This is a genomic window from Bordetella genomosp. 8 (genome assembly GCF_002119685.1).
GTDB lineage: Bacteria > Pseudomonadota > Gammaproteobacteria > Burkholderiales > Burkholderiaceae_B > Bordetella_C.
Genome location: NZ_CP021108.1, coordinates 4,749,676 through 4,773,747 on the forward strand (window position 1 = coordinate 4,749,676; position 24,072 = coordinate 4,773,747).

Annotated in this window: 19 protein-coding genes; 13 read left to right on the plus strand and 6 right to left on the minus strand. The window is 68.1% G+C overall.

Features of this window, described 5'->3' with window-relative positions; all coding sequences use genetic code 11:
• Positions 1–1,482, plus strand: a complete 1,482-nt coding sequence (locus CAL12_RS21505) for an N-acyl-D-amino-acid deacylase family protein (RefSeq protein ID WP_086066480.1) — start codon at positions 1–3, stop codon at positions 1,480–1,482.
• Between the two features lie 98 nt (positions 1,483–1,580).
• Entirely contained in the window at positions 1,581–1,994 is a 414-nt protein-coding gene (locus CAL12_RS21510; protein WP_086066481.1) for a RidA family protein, read from the plus strand.
• A 28-nt stretch (positions 1,995–2,022) separates the two neighbouring features.
• On the opposite strand, the gene CAL12_RS21515 is transcribed toward CAL12_RS21510, so the two are convergent.
• On the minus strand, positions 2,023–2,904 hold the full coding sequence (locus tag CAL12_RS21515; protein ID WP_086066482.1) for a LysR substrate-binding domain-containing protein: 882 nt from the start codon (positions 2,902–2,904) through the stop codon (positions 2,023–2,025).
• Between the two features lie 113 nt (positions 2,905–3,017).
• Between CAL12_RS21515 and CAL12_RS21520 the strand changes: the two genes are divergently transcribed.
• From CAL12_RS21520 to CAL12_RS21530, 3 genes are all read left to right on the plus strand, one after another.
• A complete protein-coding gene (locus tag CAL12_RS21520; RefSeq protein WP_086066483.1) occupies positions 3,018–4,691 on the plus strand; it encodes an acyl-CoA dehydrogenase family protein in 1,674 nt (557 codons plus the stop codon).
• A 109-nt stretch (positions 4,692–4,800) separates the two neighbouring features.
• Entirely contained in the window at positions 4,801–5,790 is a 990-nt protein-coding gene (locus tag CAL12_RS21525) for a Bug family tripartite tricarboxylate transporter substrate binding protein (protein ID WP_420042735.1), read from the plus strand.
• A gap of 43 nt (positions 5,791–5,833) precedes the next feature.
• Entirely contained in the window at positions 5,834–6,964 is a 1,131-nt protein-coding gene (locus CAL12_RS21530; RefSeq protein WP_086066485.1) for a CaiB/BaiF CoA transferase family protein, read from the plus strand.
• 30 nt (positions 6,965–6,994) lie between these two features.
• Here CAL12_RS21530 and CAL12_RS21535 read toward each other — a convergent pair whose 3' ends face one another.
• The 3 genes from CAL12_RS21535 to CAL12_RS21545 form a co-directional block, all read right to left on the minus strand.
• Positions 6,995–7,177 (minus strand): hypothetical protein, encoded by a 183-nt coding sequence (locus CAL12_RS21535; protein WP_086066486.1) that lies wholly within the window; start codon positions 7,175–7,177, stop codon positions 6,995–6,997.
• Positions 7,178–7,254: 77 nt separating this feature from the next.
• Complete coding sequence (gene lolA, locus CAL12_RS21540; protein WP_086066487.1) at positions 7,255–7,902, minus strand: outer membrane lipoprotein chaperone LolA; 648 nt, start codon at positions 7,900–7,902, stop codon at positions 7,255–7,257.
• Positions 7,902–10,268 carry a DNA translocase FtsK gene (locus CAL12_RS21545; protein ID WP_086066488.1) on the minus strand — a complete coding sequence of 789 codons (2,367 nt, stop codon included), beginning with the start codon at positions 10,266–10,268 and terminating at the stop codon, positions 7,902–7,904. Before CAL12_RS21545 ends, lolA begins: the two co-directional genes overlap by 1 nt.
• A gap of 43 nt (positions 10,269–10,311) precedes the next feature.
• Between CAL12_RS21545 and trxB the strand changes: the two genes are divergently transcribed.
• From trxB to CAL12_RS21560, 3 genes are all read left to right on the plus strand, one after another.
• The gene (trxB, locus tag CAL12_RS21550) at positions 10,312–11,271 is read left to right on the plus strand and encodes a thioredoxin-disulfide reductase (protein WP_086066489.1); all 960 of its coding nucleotides are present in this window, start codon (positions 10,312–10,314) and stop codon (positions 11,269–11,271) included.
• Entirely contained in the window at positions 11,258–11,989 is a 732-nt protein-coding gene (locus CAL12_RS21555) for a Smr/MutS family protein (RefSeq protein WP_086066490.1), read from the plus strand. Before trxB ends, CAL12_RS21555 begins: the two co-directional genes overlap by 14 nt.
• Before the next feature lie 273 nt (positions 11,990–12,262).
• The gene (locus CAL12_RS21560; RefSeq protein WP_198298290.1) at positions 12,263–13,267 is read left to right on the plus strand and encodes a Bug family tripartite tricarboxylate transporter substrate binding protein; all 1,005 of its coding nucleotides are present in this window, start codon (positions 12,263–12,265) and stop codon (positions 13,265–13,267) included.
• A gap of 148 nt (positions 13,268–13,415) precedes the next feature.
• Here CAL12_RS21560 and CAL12_RS21565 read toward each other — a convergent pair whose 3' ends face one another.
• Both CAL12_RS21565 and CAL12_RS21570 read right to left on the minus strand, forming a co-directional pair.
• Complete coding sequence (locus tag CAL12_RS21565; RefSeq protein WP_157793072.1) at positions 13,416–15,617, minus strand: VC_2705 family sodium/solute symporter; 2,202 nt, start codon at positions 15,615–15,617, stop codon at positions 13,416–13,418.
• A complete protein-coding gene (locus CAL12_RS21570; protein ID WP_086066492.1) occupies positions 15,610–15,894 on the minus strand; it encodes a DUF4212 domain-containing protein in 285 nt (94 codons plus the stop codon). Before CAL12_RS21570 ends, CAL12_RS21565 begins: the two co-directional genes overlap by 8 nt.
• 519 nt (positions 15,895–16,413) lie before the next feature.
• Between CAL12_RS21570 and kdpF the strand changes: the two genes are divergently transcribed.
• From kdpF to CAL12_RS21595, 5 genes are all read left to right on the plus strand, one after another.
• Complete coding sequence (gene kdpF / locus CAL12_RS21575; protein WP_066353881.1) at positions 16,414–16,503, plus strand: K(+)-transporting ATPase subunit F; 90 nt, start codon at positions 16,414–16,416, stop codon at positions 16,501–16,503.
• Positions 16,503–18,299, plus strand: coding sequence for a potassium-transporting ATPase subunit KdpA (kdpA, locus tag CAL12_RS21580; RefSeq protein WP_086066493.1), 1,797 nt, complete (start codon positions 16,503–16,505; stop codon positions 18,297–18,299). The genes kdpF and kdpA overlap by 1 nt, the downstream gene beginning before the upstream one ends.
• A gap of 17 nt (positions 18,300–18,316) precedes the next feature.
• Positions 18,317–20,485 (plus strand): potassium-transporting ATPase subunit KdpB, encoded by a 2,169-nt coding sequence (gene kdpB, locus CAL12_RS21585; protein WP_086068036.1) that lies wholly within the window; start codon positions 18,317–18,319, stop codon positions 20,483–20,485.
• Between the two features lie 24 nt (positions 20,486–20,509).
• A complete protein-coding gene (gene kdpC, locus CAL12_RS21590) occupies positions 20,510–21,133 on the plus strand; it encodes a potassium-transporting ATPase subunit KdpC (protein ID WP_232464591.1) in 624 nt (207 codons plus the stop codon).
• 78 nt (positions 21,134–21,211) lie between these two features.
• A complete protein-coding gene (locus tag CAL12_RS21595; RefSeq protein WP_086066494.1) occupies positions 21,212–24,070 on the plus strand; it encodes a sensor histidine kinase in 2,859 nt (952 codons plus the stop codon).
• Positions 24,071–24,072 lie beyond the last annotated feature (2 nt).

The following is a 24,072-nucleotide window of genomic DNA, read 5'->3' on the forward strand; positions in this document are numbered from 1 at the left end:
ATGTACGACACCCTGATCGGCCCTGTCCGCGTGCTGGATGGCAGCGGCGCCGCCGAATTCCAGGCCAACGTCGCCCTGCGCGAAGGCCGTATCGCCGCCATCGGCGTGGCCGACGACGCGCCGGCACGCACGCGCATCGATGGTCGCGGCCCCAACGGACGTCCGCGCGTGCTGTCGCCCGGCTTCATCGACGTGCACACGCACGACGACACCAACGTCATCCGCCAGCCCGACATGCTGCCCAAGCTGTCGCAGGGCGTGACCACCGTGGTCGTCGGCAATTGCGGCATCAGCGCGTCGCCGGTACGGCTGCGCGGCGACGTGCCCGATCCCATGAACCTGCTGGGCCAGGAAGCCGACTTCCAGTATCCGAGCTTCGCCGACTACACCGCCGCGGTCGATCGCGCGCGGCCCTCGGTGAACGTGGCGGCGCTGATCGGCCACACGGCGCTGCGCAACAACCACATGGATCGCCTGGACCGCGTGGCCACGGCGGCGGAAATCGAAGCCATGCGCGCGCAGCTGCGCGACGCCCTGGCGCACGGCGCCGTCGGCCTGAGCACCGGCCTGGCCTATGCGTCGGCCTACAACGCCAGCACGGAGGAAGTGCAGGCGCTGGCGCAGGTGCTGGATGAATACGGCGGCCTGTACACCACGCATCTGCGCTCCGAGTTCGCCGAAATCCTGGACGCCATGCAGGAAGCCTACGCGGTGGCGCACCATGCACGCGTGCCGGTGGTGATCTCGCACTTGAAGTGCGCCGGCGCCGGCAACTGGGGCCGCACCACCGAAGTGCTCGCCAGCCTGGAAAAGGCCGGACGCATGCAGCACGTGGGCTGCGACTGCTACCCGTATTCCGCCAGCTCGTCGACCCTGGACCTGAAGCAGGTCACCGCGGACTTCGATATCGACATCACCTGGTCCACGCCGCATCCCGAGCAGGCGGGACGCAAACTGGCCGACATCGCGCGCGACTGGAACCTGCCGCTGATGGATGCCGCGCGGCGCCTGCAGCCCGCCGGCGCCGTGTACCACGGCATGCACGAAGACGACGTGCGGCGCGTGCTGGCGCACAAGCTGACGATGATCGGCTCCGACGGCCTGCCCAACGACCCGCATCCGCATCCACGCCTGTGGGGCGCGTTCCCGCGCGTCCTGGGGCACTATAGCCGCGACGTCGGCCTGTTCCCGCTGGCCGAAGCGGTGCGCAAGATGACCGGGCTGTCGGCCGCGCGCTTCGGCCTGCGCGATCGCGGCCTGATACGCGAAGGCAATTGGGCGGACCTGGTGCTGTTCGACCCGGACACGGTCATGGACCGCGCGACCTTCGACACGCCGTTGCAGGCATCGGCAGGCATCGATGGCGTCTGGGTCAATGGCGAGCTTTCCTACTGGCATGGCGCGGCCACCGGCGACCGCGCCGGACGCTGGCTGCCGCGCCAGGGCGACCTGCGCGGCGGATTCGCGCTGTTGAATGGCTGAATCCCCGGCGGCGGGCGGCCGTAGAACCCGCGCCGCGCCTTCCGATCGTATCGTGGGGCGCCGGCACGGCGCCCTACCCTGAAACCAAGGAGTACACCATGAGCGACACCCCCAAACCCGATGCCAACGGCATCACCCGCTACGGCGCCGGCGGCAGCACCGGTGGCGGCGGCAGCCACATGCCTTTCGCGCGCGCGGTGGCCGCCGATGGCTGGCTGTACGTGTCCGGCCAGGTGCCCATGGATGACGGCGAAGTGACCGAAGGCGGCATCGTGCCGCAGTCGCACAAGGCCATCCAGCAGCTGCTGGCAATCCTGGCCGAAGCCGGCTATGGACCCGAGCACGTCGTGCGTTGCGGCGTCTGGCTGGACGACGCGCGGGATTTCGCGTCGTTCAACAAGGTGTTCAAGTCATACTTCGGCGAGCATCCGCCCGCGCGCGCCTGCGTCGAAACCCGCCTGGTGGTGGACGCGAAAGTCGAGATCGACTGCGTCGCGTACAAGAAGCCCTGACGACCGGGCCTGAGCGTCCGGCGGCGGTTCAGCCCGCCGCCGCGCCGAACTCATCCAGCAGGCGTTCGATCAGCGGATTGCGCGCATCGCGCCGCCACACGCCGTAGGCATCCGATCGGGCGCCCGCGCCCGCCAGCGGCTTGAACGCGGCGCCGCGCAAGGCGGAATGCCGCAGCGCCTGCGGCACCAGGGCCACGCCCAGCCCCTGCGACACCATCGACACGACCGCCAGCCAATGGCGGGCCTCATGCCGCACCTGCGGACGGAACCCGGCCTGCGCGCAGATGGAAAGGATGCGGTCGTGGTAATCCGGCGAAACGCCCTGGCCGAACAGCACGAAGGGCTGGTCGCGCAGGTCCGCCGGCCGCACGGCGGCCTTGCGCGCCAACGGATGCCGGGCCGGCAGGCAGCACACGAAGGGTTCGGTCACCAGCAGCCGGCTTTCCAGCGTATCCGGCATTCGGCTGGTATGGATGAAGCCCAGGTCCATGCCGTTGTGCATCAACTCCGTGATCTGCTCGCCTGAGTTCATTTCGGTGAGCTTGATACGCACCCCGGGATAGCGTTCCTGGAAGCCGCGCAGCGCCTCCGGCAGCCCGCGATACAGCATCGCGCCCACGAAGCCGATACGCAGATTGCCGATCAGGCCGGCGGCGGCATCACGTGCTTCCAGCGCCGCTTCTTCGGCCTGCGCCAGGATCTTGCGCGACGACAGCCGCATGGCGACGCCGGCGGCCGTCAGCCGGACCTCCTTGTTGTTGCGCTCGAACAGGCGCGCGCCGATGCTGTCCTCCAGCTGGCGTATCGCGACCGACAGCGGCGGCTGCGAAATCGCCAGCCGCGCGGCGGCCCGGCCGAAATGCAGCTCTTCGGCGAGCACGGAAAAATAGCGCAGGTGGCGTAGCTCCATTGGACGGTCCTGACGATACTTATTTCGAATCGTACAAGACATAATCAATATTGGATACCTATCGACCGCCTACCTAGAATCCTGTTCCAAGACCTATAAAAGGAGACATCGGCATGCAGCCAGCCGCCCAACACCCCGTGCCGGATCGCCGCGGCGACAACTTCTACGCCAGCGACGAAGCATTGCGCGCGCTGCTGCCGCTGTATCTGCCGGCGGATCTGCTGCGCCATATGACGCCGCATTTCCATCGCCTGGGCGAACTGGCCGGCGGACACCTGGACGAACTGGCCGCCATCGCCGACCACAACCCGCCCACCCTGCAGGTCCGCAGCCGCAGCGGCCTGGACGATCAGCGGATCGTCAAGCACCCCGCCTACGTGGAAATGGAAAGGCTGGCGCTCAGCGAATTCGGCCTGGGAGCGATGTCGCATCGCGCCGAGACCCTGGGATGGCAAGGCCCCATGCCACCCATCGTCAAGTACGTGCTGACCTTCCTGTTCGTGCAATCCGAATTCGGCCTGTGCTGCCCGGTGTCCATGACGGATTCCCTGACGCGCACGCTGCGTAAATTCGGCGATCCCGCCCTGGTGGAACGCTATCTGCCGCGGCTGACCTCGCTGGACTTCGACGAACTGGCGCAGGGCGCCATGTTCATGACCGAGCAGGGCGCGGGTTCGGATATCGCGGCCACCGCCACCGAGGCGCGCCGCGACCCCCAGGGGCAGTGGCGCCTGCATGGCGACAAGTGGTTCTGCTCCAATCCCGACGCCGACCTGGCGATGGTACTGGCCCGCGCGGAAGGGGCGCAGGATGGCTTGAAGGGCGTGTCGCTATTCCTGTTGCCGCGCCGCCTGGACGACGGCAGCGCCAATCACTACCGCATCATCCGCCTCAAGGACAAGCTGGGCACGCGGTCCATGGCCAGCGGTGAAATACGCCTGGAAGGCGCGGTCGCCTACCTGGTCGGCGAACCCGGGCGCGGCTTCGTGCAGATGGCCGACATGGTGAACAACTCGCGCTTGTCCAATGGGGTGCGCGCGGCCGGCCTGATGCGGCGCGCCGTCGCCGAAGCGGAATTCGTCGCCCGCGAGCGGCGCGCCTTCGGCCGTGCGCTGGACGAGATGCCGCTGATGCGGCGCCAGTTGGACAAGCTGCGCGTGCCGTCCGAGCAGGCACGCACCATGGTGTTCCAGACCGCCCAGGCCCTGGCGCGGTCGGATGCCGGCGAAACGGATGCATATGCCCTGCTGCGCATCCTGACGCCCTTGATCAAGTTCCGCGCCTGCCGCGACGCCCGCAAGGTCACGGGTGACGCCATGGAAGTGCGCGGCGGCTGCGGCTATATCGAGGAATGGAGCGACCCCCGCTTGCTGCGCGACGCGCACCTGGGATCGATATGGGAAGGCACCAGCAACATCGTCGCGCTGGACGTGATACGCGCCGTCAAGCGGGAAAACTCCCTGCCGGTGCTGAAGGCCCACAACCTGGCGCTGCTGGCGCGCGCGGACCTGGCGCCGGCCTATGCGGAAGCCCTGCGCCAGGCAATGGAAGGCGCCTGCGCGCTGGCGGAGACCGCGGCGCGCGAAGGCGGCGATGTCCTGGCGCGGCAAGCGGCGTCGGCGCTCTATCACTGCACCAGCGCGATCGCGATGAGCTGGGAGGCATCCGCCATCGGCTCGGCCGACCGCCTGCGCTGGGCCCAGCTGGCGCTGCGGCATCGCGTGCTGCCGCGCGATCCCCTGGCGCCCGATGAGATTCCGCCGGCTTGGCGACGCGCCGGCGCATGAACGGACGATCGTACGATCGTACGAACGGACGAACGGACGCTTGGACGGGCGTATCGCTCGCCCCAACACTAAAACACCCAGAACATCCAGAACGTTACGGAGACAAGACGTGCAAAAACCTTCCTGCCTGACCGTGCTTGCCGCGAGCTGCGCCGCCGTGGCCATCCTGGGCGCCGCGCCCGCCCGGGCCGCCGACACCTTCCCCGCCAAGCCGCTGACGCTGGTCATCCCCTACCCGCCCGGCGGCCCCACCGACGCCATGGGGCGTACCTTGGCCACCGAAATCTCGCACTACCTGCCGCAGCCCATGATCGTGGAGAACCGCGCCGGCGCCAATGGCAATATCGGCGCGGAATTCGTCGCGCGCGCGCAGCCGGACGGCTACACCCTGATGTTCGGCACGTCCGGCCCGTTGGCGATAAATTCCAGCCTGTACAGCCAGATCAACTACGACCCGGTCAAAAGCTACGCCCCCGTCATCCATGTCGGCTACCTGCCGAACATCCTGGTGGTGAATCCCAGCATCCCGGCCAAGACCGTGCCGGAACTGGTGGCGTATTCCAAGACGCGCCCCGGCAAGCTGGCCTTCGCATCGTCGGGCACCGGCGCGTCGTCGCACCTGGCCGGCGTGATGTTCAACTCCCTGGCCGGCACGGACTTCCTGCACATTCCGTACAAGGGCACCGGCCCGGCCTTGAACGACCTGCTGGGCGACCACGTCGCGATGAGCTTCACCGACGTGCTGACCGCCAAGCCTTTCGTGGAATCGGGCAAGCTGCGCGCGCTCGGGGTGACGACAGCCAAGCGTTCGCGCGCCTTGCCCGACGTGCCGACGGTGGCCGAACAGGGTTATCCGGGCTATGACGTCAGCGTGTTCTTCGGCATCGTCGCACCCGCCAACACGCCGGCGGACCGCATCGCGATCCTGAACAAGGCCTTCGTGCAGGCGTTGAACTCCGACAAGGTCAAAGCCCTGTTCGCCTCGCAGGGGCTGGAGGCCGCGCCCGACCACTCGCCGCAGGCGCTGGGCGCCTTCATCGCGGAAGAGAAAGCCAAATGGGCCAAGGTCATCCAGTCGTCGGGCATCCCCTTGAACTGACAACGGGCGCCTTGTTGCACAGCCCACTCCCGGAGCAGTCCGCATGACTTCCGTCCCCACCACCGGCGCGCTGGCCGGTATCCGCGTCCTGGATATTTCCCGCATCCTGGGCGGCCCCTACTGCGGCCAGATACTGGGCGACCACGGCGCCGACGTGCTGAAGATAGAGCCGCCGCAAGGCGACGACACCCGCACCTGGGGACCGCCGTTCAAGGATGGCGTGGCTTCGTACTACATGGGCCTGAACCGCAACAAGCGCGTCCAGCACCTGGACCTGTCCCAGCCCGCCGGACGCGAGCGCCTGCTGGAACTGCTCGAGCATGCCGACGTTCTGGTGGAGAACTTCAAGACCGGCACGATGGAACGCTGGGGCATGGGCTTCGACGCCTTGTCGCAACGATTTCCGCGCCTGGTCTGGTGCCGCGTGTCAGGCTTCGGCGCCGATGGTCCGCTGGGCGGACTGGCGGGCTACGATGCCGCGGTGCAGGCCATGAGCGGCATCATGAGCGTGAACGGCGAAGCGGGCGGCGAGCCCTTGCGCGTGGGCCTGCCGGTGGTGGACATGGTCACCGGCCTGAACGCCGTGATCGGCATACTGCTGGCCCTGCAGGAACGCCATCGCAGCGGCAAGGGCCAGTTCGTCGAAGCCACGCTGTACGACAGCGGACTTTCGCTGCTGCATCCGCATGCCGCCAACTGGTTCATGGACGAACGCAAGCCACGCCGCACCGGCAACGCGCATCCGAACATCTACCCTTACGACACCTTCCGCACCGGCACGGATCCGGTGTTCCTCGCCATCGGCAACGACCGTCAGTTCGCCACGCTCTGCGACATAGTGGGCCGCGGGGAGCTCGCCGCGGACGCGCGCTTCGCCACGCCGGGCGCGCGCTCCACACACCGGGTGGAATTGAAGGAATTGCTGGAGCAGGCGCTGGCCGGCTTCCAGGCGGCAAGCCTGGTCGACCGCCTGATGGCGGCCAACGTGCCGGCCGCGCCGGTACTGGACATGGATGCCGCGCTGAACCATCCCCACACCGCCCATCGCGAAATGGTGGTGGGCATCGGCCCGGACTATCGCGGCCTGGGTGCGCCGGTCAAACTGAGCCGGACGCCGGCAAGCTATCGTCATGCGCCGCTGACGCCGGGTACCGACTTCGAGAATATGGAGTAAAAAGGGCCGCCCGTGGCGGCCCTGCTGCGTTCAAGGCCCCGTGGCCGGATAGTTCGGTCCGGGACCCCAGCCTCGGTCGCTGGCCCACGGGTTGGCCGCGCCCGGATGCGGCGGGCCGGGATGGTCGAAGCGCCCGTCATTGGCGCAACCGCCCAGCAGCACGCCCAGCATGCAGGCGGCGGCCAGGTGGAAAAGCTTGCTGCGTATCTTCATGGTGACCTCGCAATCAGGCCGACCGGGCGGGATCGCCCCTGGAATGGCGTCGGCGCATTGCCAAGCAAGAATACTGCCTACATGTTCACCACATCCACACCCTTGGGCGGCGTGAAGGTGAAATCCTGCGCGTTGATCGCCGGGTTGGGCACGATGTTGGACAGGTCGACGCGGGTGGTCTGGCCAAACGCATCCAGCAGTTCGATGCGCACGGGGCGGTTGTCCTTGAAGCCGATATCCACGCGCGAGAACCCCGCGTCGGTGGTGCGCGGCTTGGCGCGCAGCCACTCCAGGCCATCCTTGGCCGGCAGCGCCGACACGTCGAAAGACTGCTCCAGCGAGCCGGAGCCGAACAGGATGGCGGCGGGCGAGGTACCGATGGCCTGGTCCACCTTGCGCACCGTGACCTGCGCCAGGTCCGGATCGTACTGATAGACCTGCTTGCCGTCGGCGACGATGAGCTGCTCGTAGGGCTTCTGCACCGCCCATTTGAATTTGCCGGGCCGCTGGAAGGAGAACGTGCCGCTTTGCGCCGGACGCGGTTGCGACTGCTGTCCGCCGGAAGTGGATTGGGTGAATGATCCGGTAGCCGCCGTCACCGACGACACAAAGGCGTGCAGTTGCTCCTGCGCCGTGGCGGCGAACGCCTGTACGGGCAGCAGCGCCGCCAGCGTGATCGCCGCGGTCGAAGCCAGCGCGGCCAGGCTGCGTGGTAATTGCATCATCAAGCTTCCTCCCGCGCGGCGGCGGGGACCAGGATTTCGCGGTTGCCGTTGGATTGCATGGCGGACACCATGCCCGACTGCTCCATCTGTTCGAGCAGGCGCGCCGCACGGTTGTAGCCGATGCGCAGGTGCCTTTGCACCAGCGAGATCGATGCGCGGCGATGCTTCAGCACCACTTCGCAGGCCTGGTCGTACATGGGATCGGACTCGCTATCGGTAAAGCCCGTCACGCTGCCGACGCCATCGCCGGTTTCACCTTCGACGCCGCCTTCCAGCAGGCCTTCGATATAGTTGGGCTCGCCCTGCGCCTTCAGATGCTCGACCACGCGATGCACCTCGTCATCGGACACGAAGGCCCCGTGCACGCGCACCGGCAAACCCGTGCCCGGCGGCATGTACAGCATGTCGCCCTGGCCCAGCAGGGTTTCCGCGCCCATCTGGTCGAGAATGGTGCGCGAATCGATCTTGGAAGACACCTGGAAAGCGATACGCGTGGGGATATTGGCCTTGATCAGGCCGGTAATGACGTCCACGCTGGGGCGCTGCGTGGCCAGGATCAGGTGGATGCCGGCGGCGCGCGCCTTCTGCGCCAGGCGCGCGATCAGTTCTTCGATCTTCTTGCCCACCACCATCATCAGGTCAGCCAGCTCGTCGATCACCACCACGATGGTGGGCAGCGGCTGCAGCGGCTCGGGCTGGTCGGGCGTCAGCGAGAACGGATTGGGGATGGGTTCTTCGCGCTTGATGGCGTCGCGTATCTTGGTATTGAAGCCGGCCAGGTTGCGCACGCCCATCTTGCTCATCAGGCGATAGCGCTTTTCCATTTCGGCCACGCACCAGTTCAGCGCGTTGGCTGCGTGGCGCATGTCGGTCACGACGGGCGCCAGCAAGTGCGGGATGCCCTCGTAGACGCTCATTTCCAGCATCTTGGGGTCGATCAGGATCAACCGCGTCTGCGCCGCGTCGGCCTTGTAGAGCAGCGACAGGATCATGGCATTGATACCCACCGACTTGCCCGACCCGGTGGTACCGGCGACCAGCAGGTGCGGCATCTTGGCCAGGTCGGCGACGACGGGATTGCCGGCGATGTCCTTGCCCAGGGCCATCGTCACGGTCGACGCGCTGGCGTGATACGTCTGCGAGCCGAGGATTTCGGACAGCTTCACCATCTGCCGGCGCGGATTGGGCAGCTCCAACCCCATGAGGTTCTTGCCGGGTATGGTTTCGACCACCCGGATGCTGACCAGGCTGAGCGCGCGCGCCAGATCCTTGGCCAGGTTCACCACCTGGCTGCCCTTCACGCCAGTGGCCGGTTCGATTTCATAACGCGTAATGACCGGGCCCGCCTGCGCGGCCACCACGACCACGCTGACGCCGAAATCGGCCAGCTTCTTCTCGATCAGGCGCGAGGTGAACTCGATGGTCTCGGCCGACACGGTTTCCTGCATGACCGGCGGCGGATCCAGCAGGCTGATCGTGGGCAGGTCGCCTTCGCCTTCCGGCGGCGCGAACAGCGTCTGCTGCTTTTCGCGCTGCACGCGGTCGGACTTGGGCACCACGGTAATCGCCGGCTCGATGCGCACCGGCTGCTCGTGCACCAGTTTTTCCTGCTTGGCCACGACCTGTTCGGTACGTTCCGCCTGCGCGACTTCGCCCAGCTTGCGGTCCTGGCGCGCATCGACGGAAGCGCGGGCGCGCCGCAGCAGTCCTTCGATGGAGCCGCCGACCCGTTCGGCGATGGCCAGCCATGAGAACGAGAAGAACAGGCTGAGCCCGATGGCGACCAGCACCAGGAAGACCAACGTTCCACCCGTAAAACCGATGGCGCCGGACAGTTGTTCCGCGAGCGTATGGCCGATCACGCCGCCAGCGCCACTGCCGCCGTCCGCGCTGCCGGGCAGATGCGTCCCCAACGTATACAGGCGCAGCGCTTCCAGCCCCATGGAGCCGATCAGCAGCATGCCGAAACCCACGCCCTGCTCCCAGCGCACGCGCGGCAGCGGTTCGGCGTTGCCGTTCGGGGTACGCAGATGGCCGGCCAGCCGGCGGTAGCCGGCGCGCACGCGGTGCAGCAGCAGGACCACCCACCACCAGGCGGAAAAACCGAAGAGGTAAAGCAGGATGTCAGCCAGGTAGGCACCCAGCGTGCCGCCCTTGTTGTGCACCACGCCGGCGGGCACGGAATGCGACCAGCCGGGATCGGCGGAGCTCCAGGTGGCCAGCACCAGGGTCAGCCACGCGGCCATGGCGGCGAAAAGTATCCACCGGGCCTCGCGCAGCAGGGAGGAAATGCGGGTCTGCAACGGCGACGGGCCATTGCGCGTGTTGCGCGAAGCGCGCGGAGAAGCGGTTGAAATACGCGGCATAGGCCTCATTATAATTGGGCATCAACTTTGCCTAGCGTGCCCGATGACTACTTCCAAACATGCCCAACTGCTGATTCTCGGCTCCGGTCCGGCCGGCTATACCGCGGCGGTCTACGCCGCGCGCGCCAACCTGAAGCCCGTCCTGGTCACCGGCCTGGCGCAGGGCGGCCAGCTGATGACGACCACCGAGGTCGACAATTGGCCCGCCGACGCGCAAGGGGTGCAGGGCCCGGAATTGATGCAGCGGTTCCAGCAGCACGCCGAACGTTTTAACACTGAAATCGTGTTCGACCACATCGCGAGCGTGGATTTGACGCAACGCCCCTTTACCCTGACGGGCGATACGGGCAACGTCTACACCTGCGATTCGCTGATCATCGCCACCGGCGCCTCCGCGAAATACCTGGGCCTGCCCAGCGAGCAATCCTTCATGGGCCGCGGCGTGTCCGGCTGCGCCACCTGCGACGGGTTCTTCTACAAGAACCAGGACGTGGTGGTGGTGGGCGGCGGCAACACCGCGGTCGAGGAAGCGCTGTACCTGTCGAATATCTGCCGCACCGTCACCATGATCCACCGCCGCGACAAGTTCCGCGCCGAGCCCATCCTGGTGGACCGCCTGATGGACAAGGTCGAAAACAGCAACATGAAGCTGAAGCTGTTTTCCGAGCTGGAAGAAGTGCTGGGCGACGACAGCGGCGTCACCGGCGTGCGCATCCGCGACAACAAGACCGGCCAGACGGAAGACCTGGCGGCGACCGGCGCCTTCATCGCCATCGGCCACCACCCGAATACCGACATCTTCCAGGGCAAGCTGGACATGAAGGACGGCTACATCGTCACCAAGAGCGGCCTGTCCGGCATGGCGACGATGACGTCGGTGCCGGGCGTGTTCGCCGCCGGGGACGTGCAGGACCATGTCTATCGCCAGGCGATCACCAGCGCGGCCACCGGTTGCATGGCGGCCCTGGACGCACAGCGGTGGCTGGAGAATGCGGGACAGTAAAGCGGGTTTCGGCGACCTGAAACGCCTGCACGAGCAGGCGCAGGCGCGGACGCTGCGGCGGCAGGCGGAGGCCGCGGCCGCGCAGGCGGCGCGCGCCGCCGCCGCGCGCGAATCTACGCAGGCGGCGGGTTCCGCGGCCACGCGTGAAGCCGCGCCGCCATCCGATCCCGCCGACGACCTGCGCGCCTTCCGCAAGGCCATGGGCGCGGTCACGCCGCTGCGCGCCGAAGCACGGGTGGTGCACACGCACCGACCGGCGCCCGACGACATCCCCGTCCAACGCCGCGCCGCCGCGCTGGGCGAAACGGCGAACCGCGCGGACGCCGGCGTTTCCGACGGCGGCGTCACGCATCTGCTCTCCGAAAACGGCACCGCCTACGTGCGCGCGGACGCCGCGCCGGATACCGCGCGCAAGCTGCGGCGCGGTGAATGGCAGGCCGGCGCGGAGCTGGACCTGCACGGCCTGCGCGTCGAGCAGGCGCGTCACGCGGTGCTTTCCTTCGTCGATGAATGCCTCGAGCACGGCATACGCTGCGTGCGCGTCGTGCATGGCAAGGGCTACGGTTCCGAAGGCCTGAATCCCGTGCTCAAGGACAAGGCGCGGACCTGGCTGGCGCAAAAGCCGGAAGTCATCGCCTTTTCCGAAGCCCCGCCGCGCGAAGGGGGCTCGGGCGCGCTGCTGGTGCTGCTGCGGCAGATGGAAGAAGCCCGGCGGTAAATCGCGCCGGCGATCCATCCGTCTAGCGGCAATCCGCCCGCGTTAAATCCTTCTTTACCGCCCCTCTTTACTGACCCCTGTTTCCGCGCCCGCGCGCTCCCGCACCCATGCGGTAGCCGCGCGTACGCCAGCACGCTCATTGATGCGTGACACGCAATGGTCATCCGGATATTTGCGCTTTACGGCACCGCCGCATGCCCCGCATCATGCGCGGGCCGCTCGCGACGGCGGCACCGACCGTATCCGGAAACGTCCCAAAGAGGAGACAGACATATGTTGCATACCGCCCTTTTCGGCGGCAGGCATGGCGCCCGCCTGCTCGTCCTGGCCGCCATCATGTTCACGGCACTGGGCCTGCGCCCCGCGGCCGCCGAGGACTGGAATCCCACCCGCCCCATCCGCCTGCTGGTGCCCTACGGCCCCGGCGGCAGTTCCGACGTCATCGCGCGCGCCGTGGCCATCGAAATGTCGCGCGACCTGGGCCAGCAGGTGGTCGTGGAAAACAAGGGCGGCGGCCAAGGCAGCATCGCCACGATGGAAGCCGCGCGCGCCCGTCCCGACGGCTACACCCTGATCCTGGGCCACGTCGGTACGCTGGCGGTCAATCCGGCGATGATGCGCAACCTGCCCTATGACCCGGTCAAGGATTTCTCGCCCATCATCCTGCTGGCCAAGCTGCCCATGGTCTTCGCCCTGAATGCTCGCGTGCCGGCCAACGACCTGCAATCCTTCGTGGCGCTGGCCAAGGCCAAGCCCGGCACGTTGAACTATGGCTCGGCCGGCAATGGCAGCGCGGGACACCTGGCCTTCGAGATGCTGAAGACCGCCACCGGCATCGACGTCGTGCACGTTCCCTACAAGGGCACGGGCGCGCAATTGCAGGATCTGCTCGCCGGCAATATCGATGCGGCATCGGCGGGCCTGCCGGGCTTGCTGCCGCAGGCCCAGAGCGGTCGGGTCAAGCTGATCGCGGTGGGTTCGGCGCGCCGCCTGGATGCCATCCCGGACGTACCCACGGTCGCGGAATCGGGCTATCCCGGCTTCGAAAGCTCGCAATGGTTCGGCCTGCTGGCGCCCGCCGGCACGCCCGCGCCAGTCATCGCCCGGCTGAACAAGGCCGGCCACGCCGCGCTGGCGGCGGAGTCGGTGCGCCAACGGCTGGAGCAGGATTCCAGCGAAATCTCCGGCGCCGGTCCCGAGGCCTTCGCGGCATTCATCGTGTCGGAGGAAAAGCGCTGGGGCGAGGTCGTGCGCAAGGCGAACGTACACGCCGAATAAGGCGCGCACGGCGCCGCGCGGGCGGCGGCCGCCCGCAAGGAACGGTTCAGGCACCATCGGGCGCGGCCGGCACAGGCATGGCCGGCACAGGCGCGGCCGGCACAGGCACGGCCGCGCCCAGGCGAGGCCCGGCCCAGGCATGGCCAGCTCAGGCGCGGCCGACCTCCCGCGTCTCGCCGGGCGGCGCCCGGCGTGGATCGCGCACATAGTCCACCAGGGCCTCCGTGGCGGGATCCGGGCGCGGCGTCAACAGGGACACCACGATGATCGCCAGGAACGCCGCGGGGGCACCGAAGATGCCGGCCGCCACGGGCTGTATGCCCCACCACAATTCGAGCGGCTGGGTCGGCGATATGCCGAACACCAGCTCGCGCAGCCACGGATGGCTGTGCGCCATGTAGCTGAAGGTCACCGCCAGCCCGACGGCCACGCCGGCCGTCGCCCCCCACTTGTTGGCCCGCTTCCAGAAAATGCCCATCACCAGCACGGGAAAAAAAGAGGACGCCGCCACCGAAAACGCCGCCGACACCATGATCAGGATGTCGGCCGGCCGCCTTGCCGCCACCCAGGCCGCGGCGAATGCCACCACCAGCAACAGGACCTTGGACACCATGACCCGGCGCGCCGCCGGCATGCGGGGCGAGACGACCCGGTAAAGCATGTCGTGCGACAGCGCATTGGACAGCGTCAGGAGCAGTCCGTCCGCTGTCGAGAGCGCCGCCGCCAGGCCGCCGGCCGCCACCAGCCCCGACACCACATAGGGCAGGCCGCCGATCTCCGGCAAGGCCAGCACCACCACGTCCGCACCCATGTGTATTTCACCCAGCTGCACCACGCCGTCGCCGTTCACGTCCACCACGCTCACCAGCGTGGGGCTGATGGCGCTCCATGCCGCCACCCAGTCCGGCAGCGCGCTGAACCGGGCGCCGACCAGGTGCGTGTAGATCACGTACTTCACCAGGATGGCCAGCGCGGGCGCGAGCAGGTACAGCAGCAGGATGAACAGCAAGGTCCAGCAGACGGACCGGCGCGCGGCGCCGACGGATGGCGTGGTGTAGGAGCGCATCAGGATGTGCGGCAGCCCCGCGGTCCCCAGCATCAGGCATAGCGCAAGGGCGATGAAGTTGGCGCGCTGCGGCTCCCAGCCTGCTGGTGCGCCGTCATCCTGCGCCTGGCCGGCAGTCATGTCCTGGGCGGCGCCGGGGTTGGCCTCCCGGATCACCGGGTCGCGCCCGGCCCCCGCGCCGGTAGCGGCAGGGCCGCCGCCCTCGGGCGGATGAGACTGCGCTGCCGTCGGATAAGGCTGCGCCGAGGGCACCGGCGGTCGCGCCCGCGCACGGAACTCCTGCCGATCGCGATACCAGCGCGTGCGGGCTTCTTCCACCGTGACCGGATACGCGTCCAGCTCGCGCTGCACCGAGCGTATTTCCAGCATCGGCGCGTCCGCCGCGTTCAGTTGCGCCAGGCGGTCGCGCAGGCGGGCTTTTTCGCTCACCCACGAACCCGGCAGGGTGCGCAGCAACTCATCCACCCGCTCCGCGCGGGCCTGCCACTCGCGGCGCACGGCGCGCTCGGCGTCGTCGTCCAGCAGCCGGCCTTCCTGTTGCACCACCTGTTCCAGCGCCACCCCTGCGGCCATGGGCGGCAGCGCCATGCCGGTGAACTTGATCGACAGCCACACGACCGGGATCACGTAGGCCATGATCAGGATGATGAACTGCCCGACCTGCGTCCACGTCACCGCGCGCATGCCGCCCAGGAAGGAACACACCAGCATGCCACCGAGTGCCAGGAAGATCCCCAGCTCGAACGAAATCCCCGTCATGCGCGTCGTGATGATGCCGACGCCATAGATCTGCGCGACCAGGTAGGTGAACGAGCACAGCACCGCGCAGGCCACGCCCACCAGGCGCGGCAGGTTGCCGCCATAGCGCGCGCCCATGAAATCCGGCAGGGTGTACTGGCCGAACTTGCGCAGATAGGGCGCAAGCAGCAGCGCGACCAGCACGTAGCCGCCGGTCCACCCCATCACATACGCCAGCCCCGCGTAGCCGCCGACGTAGAGCGTGCCGGCAACGCCGATGAAGGACGCCACCGACATCCAGTCGGCGGCCGTGGCCATGCCGTTGTAGAAGGCCGGCACCCGGCGGCCCGCGACGTAGTACTCGACGGGATCGGAGGTCCGGCAGACGATGCCGATGCCGGCGTACAGGCTGAACGTCACCAGCAGGAAGACATAGCCTATCCAGTTGCGCGGCATGCCCAGGACTTCGAGCAGGCCCAGCACCAGGATGAGCAGCGCGAAGCCGGCGGCGTAGAGCACATAGACCCGCGCCGCGGTCTCAGTCATCCCCGTCCGCGCCATTCATGATCCGTGCATACGCGACGATGATGGCCAGGTAAGCCAGGGGCGCGCCAAAGGCGGCCATCCAGTAGGCGAAAGGCCAGCCGGCGACAGGGAAGAGCAGCGAGCGCGCGAACCAGGCGGGAACGACGGTCAAGCCGGCCCACAGCACCAGCAGCAGCGCGATGAGCCGGACGTTGCGCCCCCACAATGGGGCACGCGCCCGGGAGGCGAGCAGATCGTCGACGGATTCAGCGTTTTGCGGAGTCGGCGTATGCGCCATGGCAGGGCCTACTGGAACGCCGGCCGCGCCTGGGGCGCAAAAACCGGACCCTGAATGCGACAACGGCTGGCACTGCCTGGTGCCAGCCGTTGTGCGTTTGCTTTTCTAGGTACAGCTTCTTTTATGTACCGGTGCCGCCCGGTTTTGAGCCCTCAGAGGGGCTTTTGTCTCCTCACCTGCATGGAACGGAATTCTGCACCATCTCCGGGAATGAAACACTAGGGGTATGCCCTAGGACGGCGCATTTACCAGGGGAAGGTTCGCACCAACTTGGTGCGTTGACCGATTTTTATATTCCATTTACTCCCGGCCGATCAAGCTTTATCCCGTTTTTACGGCGGCCTCCCTAACCTGCCGGTGTCCGCTGGCCCCGCTCCGTCGCGTGTGCCCGCCCCGGGATCCGGGACCTTACCCAGGAGTAAACATGGACACCATTTTCCTCGCCTCTTTCGTCGTGATGGCCGCGCTCACGCTGGCCCTGGTCGAGTTCTGCGACGCCCTGCAGAAGGGAGACCAATCATGAGCTGGCTGTACCTGATCAGCGGCGCCCTCGCCCTGTTCCTGTTCGTCTATCTGCTCATCGCCCTGTTCAAGCCGGAGAAATTCTGATGAACGCGCACTACCTGGGGCTGCTGGTCTTCTTCCTGGCGGTCCTTCTGCTGCTCGCCCCCTGGGTCGGGCGCTATATCCATGAAGTCATGGAAAACGGCCAGTCGCGCTGGTCGGCCTGGGGACGGCCGTTCGAGCGGCTGGTCTACAAGGCCGCCGGCGTGGATCCCACGGCCGAAATGGGATGGAAACGCTACGCCGTGGCCGTCCTCGTGTTCAGCATCCTTGGCTTCGTGGCGTCCTACGCGATCCAGCGCGCGCAGGGGCTGTTGCCGCTGAACCCCGCCAACATGGGCGCGGTGTCGGCCGACTCTTCGCTCAACACCGCCGTCAGCTTCGTCACCAACACGAACTGGCAAGGCTATGTCGGCGAAGGCACGATGAGCTACCTGACGCAGATGCTCGCGCTGACGGTGCAGAACTTCCTGTCGGCCGCCACCGGCATCGCCGTGCTCCTGGCACTGATACGCGGCTTCGCGCGGCACAGCGCGCAGACCGTGGGCAATTTCTGGGTGGACACGGTCCGCTGCTGCCTGTACGTGCTGCTGCCGATGTCGCTGATCCTGGCCGTCGTGCTGGTCGGCCAGGGCGTGATCCAGACTTTCAGCCCCTACCAGGACGCGCATCTGCTGGAACCGGTCGCGTACTCCGCGGCCAAGATGGACGACCATGGCCAGCCGGTGCTGGACGCCAAGGGGCAGCCGGTCACGGAATCGCTGACCGCCACCACGCAGTCCATCGCGCTGGGGCCGGTGGCGTCGCAGGAAGCCATCAAGATGCTCGGCACCAACGGCGGCGGCTTCTTCAACGCGAACTCGGCGCATCCCTACGAGAACCCCACGCCGCTGTCCAACTTCCTGCAGACACTGGCGATGCTGATGATTCCGGCGGCGCTCTGCTTTACCTTCGGCCGCATGGTGGGGGACCGACGCCAGGGCATCGCGGTGCTGGCCTCCATGGTAGTGCTGTTCGTCGCCTTCGCGCTGACCACCGGGTATTTCGAGTTCCAGGCCAATCCCATGCTGGCGCAGGCCGGCGTCGACAGCAGCACCACCGCGCTGTCGGCGGGCGGCAATATGGAAGGCAAGGAAGCGCGCTTCGGCATCGGGCCCACGGCCCTGTTCGCCACGGCGACCACCGCGGCCTCCTGCGGCGCGGTCGACGGCATGCATGACTCATTCACGCCCATGGGCGGCTTTTCGCCGATGCTGCTGATGCAGTTGAGCGAAGTGGTCTTCGGCGGCGTCGGTTCGGGCCTGTACAGCATGCTGGCCTTCGCCATCCTGGGCGTCTTCATCGCCGGGCTGATGATAGGCCGCACACCGGAATACCTGGGCAAGAAGATCGAGGCCTACGAGATGAAGATGACGTCCATCGTCATCCTGGCCGCGCCCCTGCTGGTGCTGGTGGGTACCGCGCTGGCGGTATCGATGACGGCCGGCAAGGCCGGCGTGCTCAATCCCGGCACGCACGGCTATTCCGAAATCCTCTATGCGCTGACCTCGGCCGCGAACAACAACGGCAGCGCCTTCGCCGGGCTGTCGGCCAACACGCCTTACTACAACAGCCTGCTGGCCATCGCGATGTGGTTCGGCCGCTTCGCCGTGATCATTCCGATCCTGGCGATGGCCGGCTCGCTGGCGAAGAAGCACCGCGTTCCCGCCGGTCCGGGCACCATGCCCACCACCGGCGCCTTATTCGTGATCCTGCTTATCGGTTCCGTCCTGCTGGTCGGCGCGCTTACCTATGTCCCCGCGCTGGCCCTGGGCCCCGTGGCGGAACATCTGCAACCTTGAACGGGCTGATACTCAACATGGCCAAGCAATCGAACAGCGACGCCTTGGCGGCCGTCGCTCCGCAACCCCTGCCGCAAGACGCGACGGGCTTGCCGCCGCCACGCAACTTCCAGTTCTTCTCGCGGGCGCTGATGGGGCCGGCCCTGGTCGACAGCCTGCGCAAGCTGGCGCCGTCGGCGCAGGTGAAGAACCCCGTGATGTTCGTCGTCTACGTGGGCAGCATCCTGACCACCTTCCTCTGGATCATGGCGCTGCGCGGCCAGGCCGAGGCCCCCGCCGGCTTCATCTTCGGCATCGCGGTATGGCTGTGGTTCACCGTACTGTTCGCCAATTTCGCCGAGGCGCTGGCCGAAGGTCGGGGCAAGCAGCAGGCCGCCGCGCTGCGCGGGCTGCGCACCACCGTCACCGCGCGCGTGCTGCGCGATTTCAAGGATGCCGATGTGGCGGGCGCGCATCCGGACGCCTATCGCGACCGTGGCGTGTCGCGCAATTCCGGCGACCTGCGCAAGGGCGACGTGGTGCTGGTCGAAGCCGGCGACATCATTCCCGGCGACGGCCTGATCATCGCCGGCGTGGCGTCGGTGGACGAAAGCGCCATTACCGGCGAATCGGCGCCGGTGATCCGCGAGTCGGGCGGCGACTTCTCGTCGGTGACCGGCGGCACGCGGGTGCTGTCGGACTGGCTGTTCGTGCGCATCGCCGCCAACCCCGGCGAAAGCTTCCTGGATCGCATGATTTCCATGGTGGAAGGCGCCAAGCGGCAGAAGACGCCCAACGAACTGGCGCTGACGATCCTGCTGGTGGGGCTGACCGTCGTGTTCCTGCTGGTCACCGTCACCCTGCTGCCGTTCTCACTGTTCTCCGTCGAGGTCGCCAAGGTGGGCCAGGTGGTCACGGTCACCGCGCTCGTGGCCCTGCTGGTCTGCCTGATCCCGACCACCATCGGCGGGCTGCTATCGGCCATCGGCGTGGCCGGCATGAGCCGCATGATGCAGGCCAACGTGCTGGCGATGTCGGGCCGCGCGGTCGAAGCGGCCGGCGACGTCGACGTGCTGCTGCTGGACAAGACCGGCACCATCACCTTCGGCAACCGCCAGGCTTCGGCCCTGCTGCCCGCCCCCGGCGTCACCCCGCGCGAACTGGCGGAAGCCGCGCGGCTGGCCTCGCTGGCCGATGAAACGCCGGAAGGCCGCAGCATCGTGCTGCTGGCCGACAAGGCCCTGCACGCGCCGGCCCGGCCCGCGGCCGACCTGGAGTTCGTGCCCTTCAGCGCGCATACCCGCATGAGCGGCGTCAACCAGGGCGCGCGCCAGGTGCGCAAGGGCGCCGTGGACGCCATCCGCCAGTGGCTGGCGGACCAGGGCGTCACCATGGATGCCGCCGTCACCCGCGCCGCCGACGACATCGCGCGCCGCGGCAGCACGCCGCTGGCGGTGGCCGACAGCGGCCGCGTCCTGGGCGTGGTGGAGCTGAAGGACATCGTCAAGCCCGCCATCAAGGAACGCTTCGCCGAGCTGCGCCGCATGGGCATCAAGACCGTCATGATCACGGGCGACAACAAGCTGACCGCCGCGTCGATCGCGGCGGAAGCCGGGGTCGACGACTATCTGGCGGAAGCCACGCCCGAGGCCAAGCTCAAGCTGATCCGCGCCTACCAGGGCGAAGGCCGGCTGGTGGCCATGACGGGCGACGGCACCAACGATGCGCCGGCGCTGGCGCAGGCCGACGTCGCGGTGGCGATGAATTCCGGCACGCAGGCGGCCAAGGAAGCCGGCAACATGGTGGACCTGGATTCCAATCCCACCAAGCTGATCGAGATCGTCGAGATCGGCAAGCAAATGCTGATGACGCGCGGCGCGCTGACCACCTTCAGCGTGGCCAATGACGTGGCCAAGTACTTCGCCATCATTCCGGCCGCCTTCGCCACGGTCTATCCGCAGCTGGGCGTGCTGAACGTGATGCGCCTGACCACGCCGGCGTCCTCCATCCTGTCGGCCGTCATCTTCAACGCGCTGATCATCGTCGTGCTGATCCCGCTGGCGCTCAAGGGCGTCCGGTACCGTCCGCTGGGCGCTGGCGTGCTGTTGCGGCGGAACCTGATCATCTATGGCCTGGGCGGCCTGCTGGTGCCCTTCGTCGGCATCAAGCTCGTCGACATGGTACTGGCGGCGCTGGGCTGGGCCTGAGCCGCCGCAATCGAGGAAATCGTCATGAACACTACGAATATGCAAAAGCAAACGCCCACGCGGGCCGGCGCCGGCGTCCTGCGCCCCGCGCTGGTCGTCTTCGCCATCCTGACCGTCGTCACCGGCCTGGCCTACCCCTACGCCACCACGGGAATTTCCCAGTTGGTGTTCCCCCACGAAGCCAACGGCTCGATGATCGAACGGAACGGCCAGGTGGTGGGGTCGACGCTGATCGGCCAGCAATTTTCCGCGCCCAAGTACTTCTGGGGCCGCCTGTCCGCCACCGCGCCCATGCCCTACAACGCGTCGGCGTCCGGCGGGTCCAACCTGGGGCCTCGCAACCAGGCCCTGGCCGACGCCGCCAAGGCGCGCGTCGACGCCCTGCGGGCGGCCGATCCGGGCAATACCAAGCCTATCCCGGTGGATCTGGTAAGCGCCTCGGGCAGCGGCCTGGATCCGGACATCAGCGTGGCCGCGGCCGATTACCAGATCGAACGCGTGGCCAGGGCGCGCGACATGAGCACCCTGGAAGTGGCCAAGCGGGTCGAAGCGCATACCCGGCGGCCGTTCTTCGGATTGCTGGGCGAGCCGGTGGTCAATGTGCTGGCGTTGAACCTGGACCTGGACGGCATGAAGGCGACGCGCTGATGCGACGGCGTATAGTGGCGCTGACCGATACGCTGACCATCAACAAGCGCCCCATTACGACCGAACGACGGCCGCACCATGCCTAGCCCGCATCCCGAACGCCCCGATCCCGACGCCCTGCTGCGGGACATCGATGGGGCGGCGCAGCGCGCCGCGCGAGGCCGGCTGCGCCTGTATTTCGGCGCATCGGCCGGCGTCGGCAAGACCTACGCCATGCTGGCCGCGGCGGCCGCCCAGCGGACCGCCGGCGTCGACGTGCTGGCCGGCGTCGTGGAAACCCACGACCGGCGGGAAACCGCCGCGCTGCTGGACGGCATCCCGTCGCTGCCGCGCGTCGACCACGCGTATCGCGGGCACGCGCTGCCGGAATTCGACCTGGACGGCGCGCTGGCGCGGCGGCCGGCCCTGATACTGGTCGACGAACTGGCGCATTCGAACGCGCCGGGCGCCCGCCATGCCAAGCGCTGGCAGGACGTGGAAGAACTGCTGGCCGCCGGCATCGACGTCTGGAGCACCCTGAACGCGCAACACCTGGACAGCCTGAACCAGGCGGTGCGCAGCATCACCGGCATCCCGGTCTGGGAAACCGTGCCCGACCGGCTGTTCGACGCCGCCGATGAAGTCGTGCTGGTCGACCTGCCGCCGGACGAGCTGCTGCGGCGGCTGCGGGATGGCAAGGTCTACATGCCGGAACAGGCCCGCCACGCCGCGCGCAATTTCTTCCGCAAGGGCAATCTGATCGCCCTGCGCGAACTGGCGCTGCGCCGCATGGCCGAACGGGTCGACGACGACGTCCAGGCCTACCGGCGCGATCGCGCGGTGGAAACCGTGTGGCGCACGCGCGAAGCCGTCGTGGCCTGCCTGGCGGCGGACGAGGAAGCCGAACACGTGGTGCGGGCCGCGCACCGCCTGGCGCAGCAGCTGGACGGCGAGCTCCATGTGGTCACGGTGGAAACGCCCGCCCTGGTCGAGCCATCCGCGGCGCAGCGGCTGGCGCTGCAAGGCGCCCTGGCGACGGCGCGCGACCTGGACGCGCGCGTCGAAACGCTGGGCGGGGCGGACATGGTGCGGGCCCTGGTGGGCTACGTGCGCCGGCACAACATCACCAAGGCCGTGATCGGCCGCACGCGGGCGGGACGCGGCCTGGGCACGCGCTGGCGTGCCTGGCTGGCCACGCTGCTATCGCCGGCGGGCCTGTTGCGGCGCCGCAGCTTCGCCGATCTGCTGGCCGCGGGCTGCCCCGAACTGGACGTCATGCGGCTGGCCGCGCCATCGCAGCCGGCCACCGCGCGCACCGGGTCGATGCGGCTGGGCGCACCGCCCGCCGTCGATGCGGGGCCCGCGGCCGCCGCGCCGGGCGGGCCGAGGCCGCCCGCGCGATACGGCGGCTACGCCTGGGCCTGCGTCTATTGCGCGATCGCCACCTTGATCGGACTGGCGGCCTTCCCCGCGCTGCACCAGACCAACATCGCCATGTGCTACCTGCTGGCGGTCATGGCCGTCGCGCTGCGGCATGGCCGCGGACCGGCGGCGCTGGCATCGGTCATCAGCGTGGCGGCCTTCGATTTCTTCTTCGTGTTGCCCCTGCGCTCTTTCGCCGTTTCGGACGTACAGTACCTGGTGACTTTCCTGGTGCTGCTGGCCGTGGGCCTGCTGGTCGGCCAGCTGACGGCCGGCCTGCGCCTGCTGGCATTGTCCTCGGCACGGCGCGAAAGCGTCGCGCGCGGCCTGTACGAATTCGCGCGCGAGCTGTCGTCGGCCCTGCTGCCGGAACAGATCGTCACGGCGGCATCGTCCTATGTGAATGCCGCCTTCGGCACGCCCTGCGCGCTGCTGCTGCTGGGCGGCGACGACCGCCTCTCGCTGAGCAACGCCGACACACCGCTCCAGGCGGCGCGCCCGGTCGAAACGGCCCTGGCGCAGTGGGTATTCGACCACGGGCAACCCGCCGGTTGCGGCACCAACACGTTGTCCAGCAGCCCGCTGCTGTACCTGCCGCTGAAGGCCCCCATGCGCACCCGTGGCGTGCTGGTGCTGGAACCGCCGGGCGGCGCGGCCTTCATGACCTCGCCGGACCGGCCGCAACTGGACGCCTACGCCACCCTGATCGCCATCGCCATCGAGCGCGTGCACTACGTGGACGTCGCGCAGCAGGCGCTGGTCAGCATGGCCTCGGAACAATTGCGCAGCTCGCTGCTGTCGGCGATTTCGCACGACCTGCGCACGCCGCTGACCAGCCTGGTGGGCATGACGGACACGCTGATGCGCGATCCGGATGCGCTGAGCCCGGCGCAACGCGAGATCGCGTTGGCCATGCGCGAACAGGCGCGCCGCATGCACGCCATGGTGGTCAATCTGCTGGACATGGCCCGGCTGCAGAACCGCGAGGTCACGCTGCGCAAGGAATGGCAGTCGGTGGAAGAGCTGGTCGGCGCCGCCATCGCCGAGATGCGCGAGCCGCTGCGCCAGCATACCGTCTCCGTGGCGCCCCTGTCCGACCTGCCGCTGGTGGAATGCGACGGCGTGCTGATGCAACGCGTGCTGTGCAATCTGCTGGAGAACGCCGCCAAATACACGCCGCCCGGCAGCCACGTGTACATCGACGCCATCGTGCGCGAAAGCGAGATCCTGGTGCGCGTCGCCGACGACGGACCGGGTGTGCCGGCGGGCCAGGAAACCGCCATCTTCGACAAATTCGTGCGCGGCGAGCGCGAATCGGCCACGCCGGGCGCCGGCCTGGGCCTGGCGGTCTGCCAGGCCATCGTGCAGGCGCACCAGGGCCGCATCCGCGTGGAGCCTGGCGAGCCTCCCTATGCCGGCGCGCGCTTCGTGGTCGAGCTGCCGCTGACGCGCGCGCCCGCCGTCGCGCCCGAACCGCCGGCAACATCCCTGCCCGGCGAAGCAACGGGCCGCGCCGCCCCCATCCACACGGAATGACA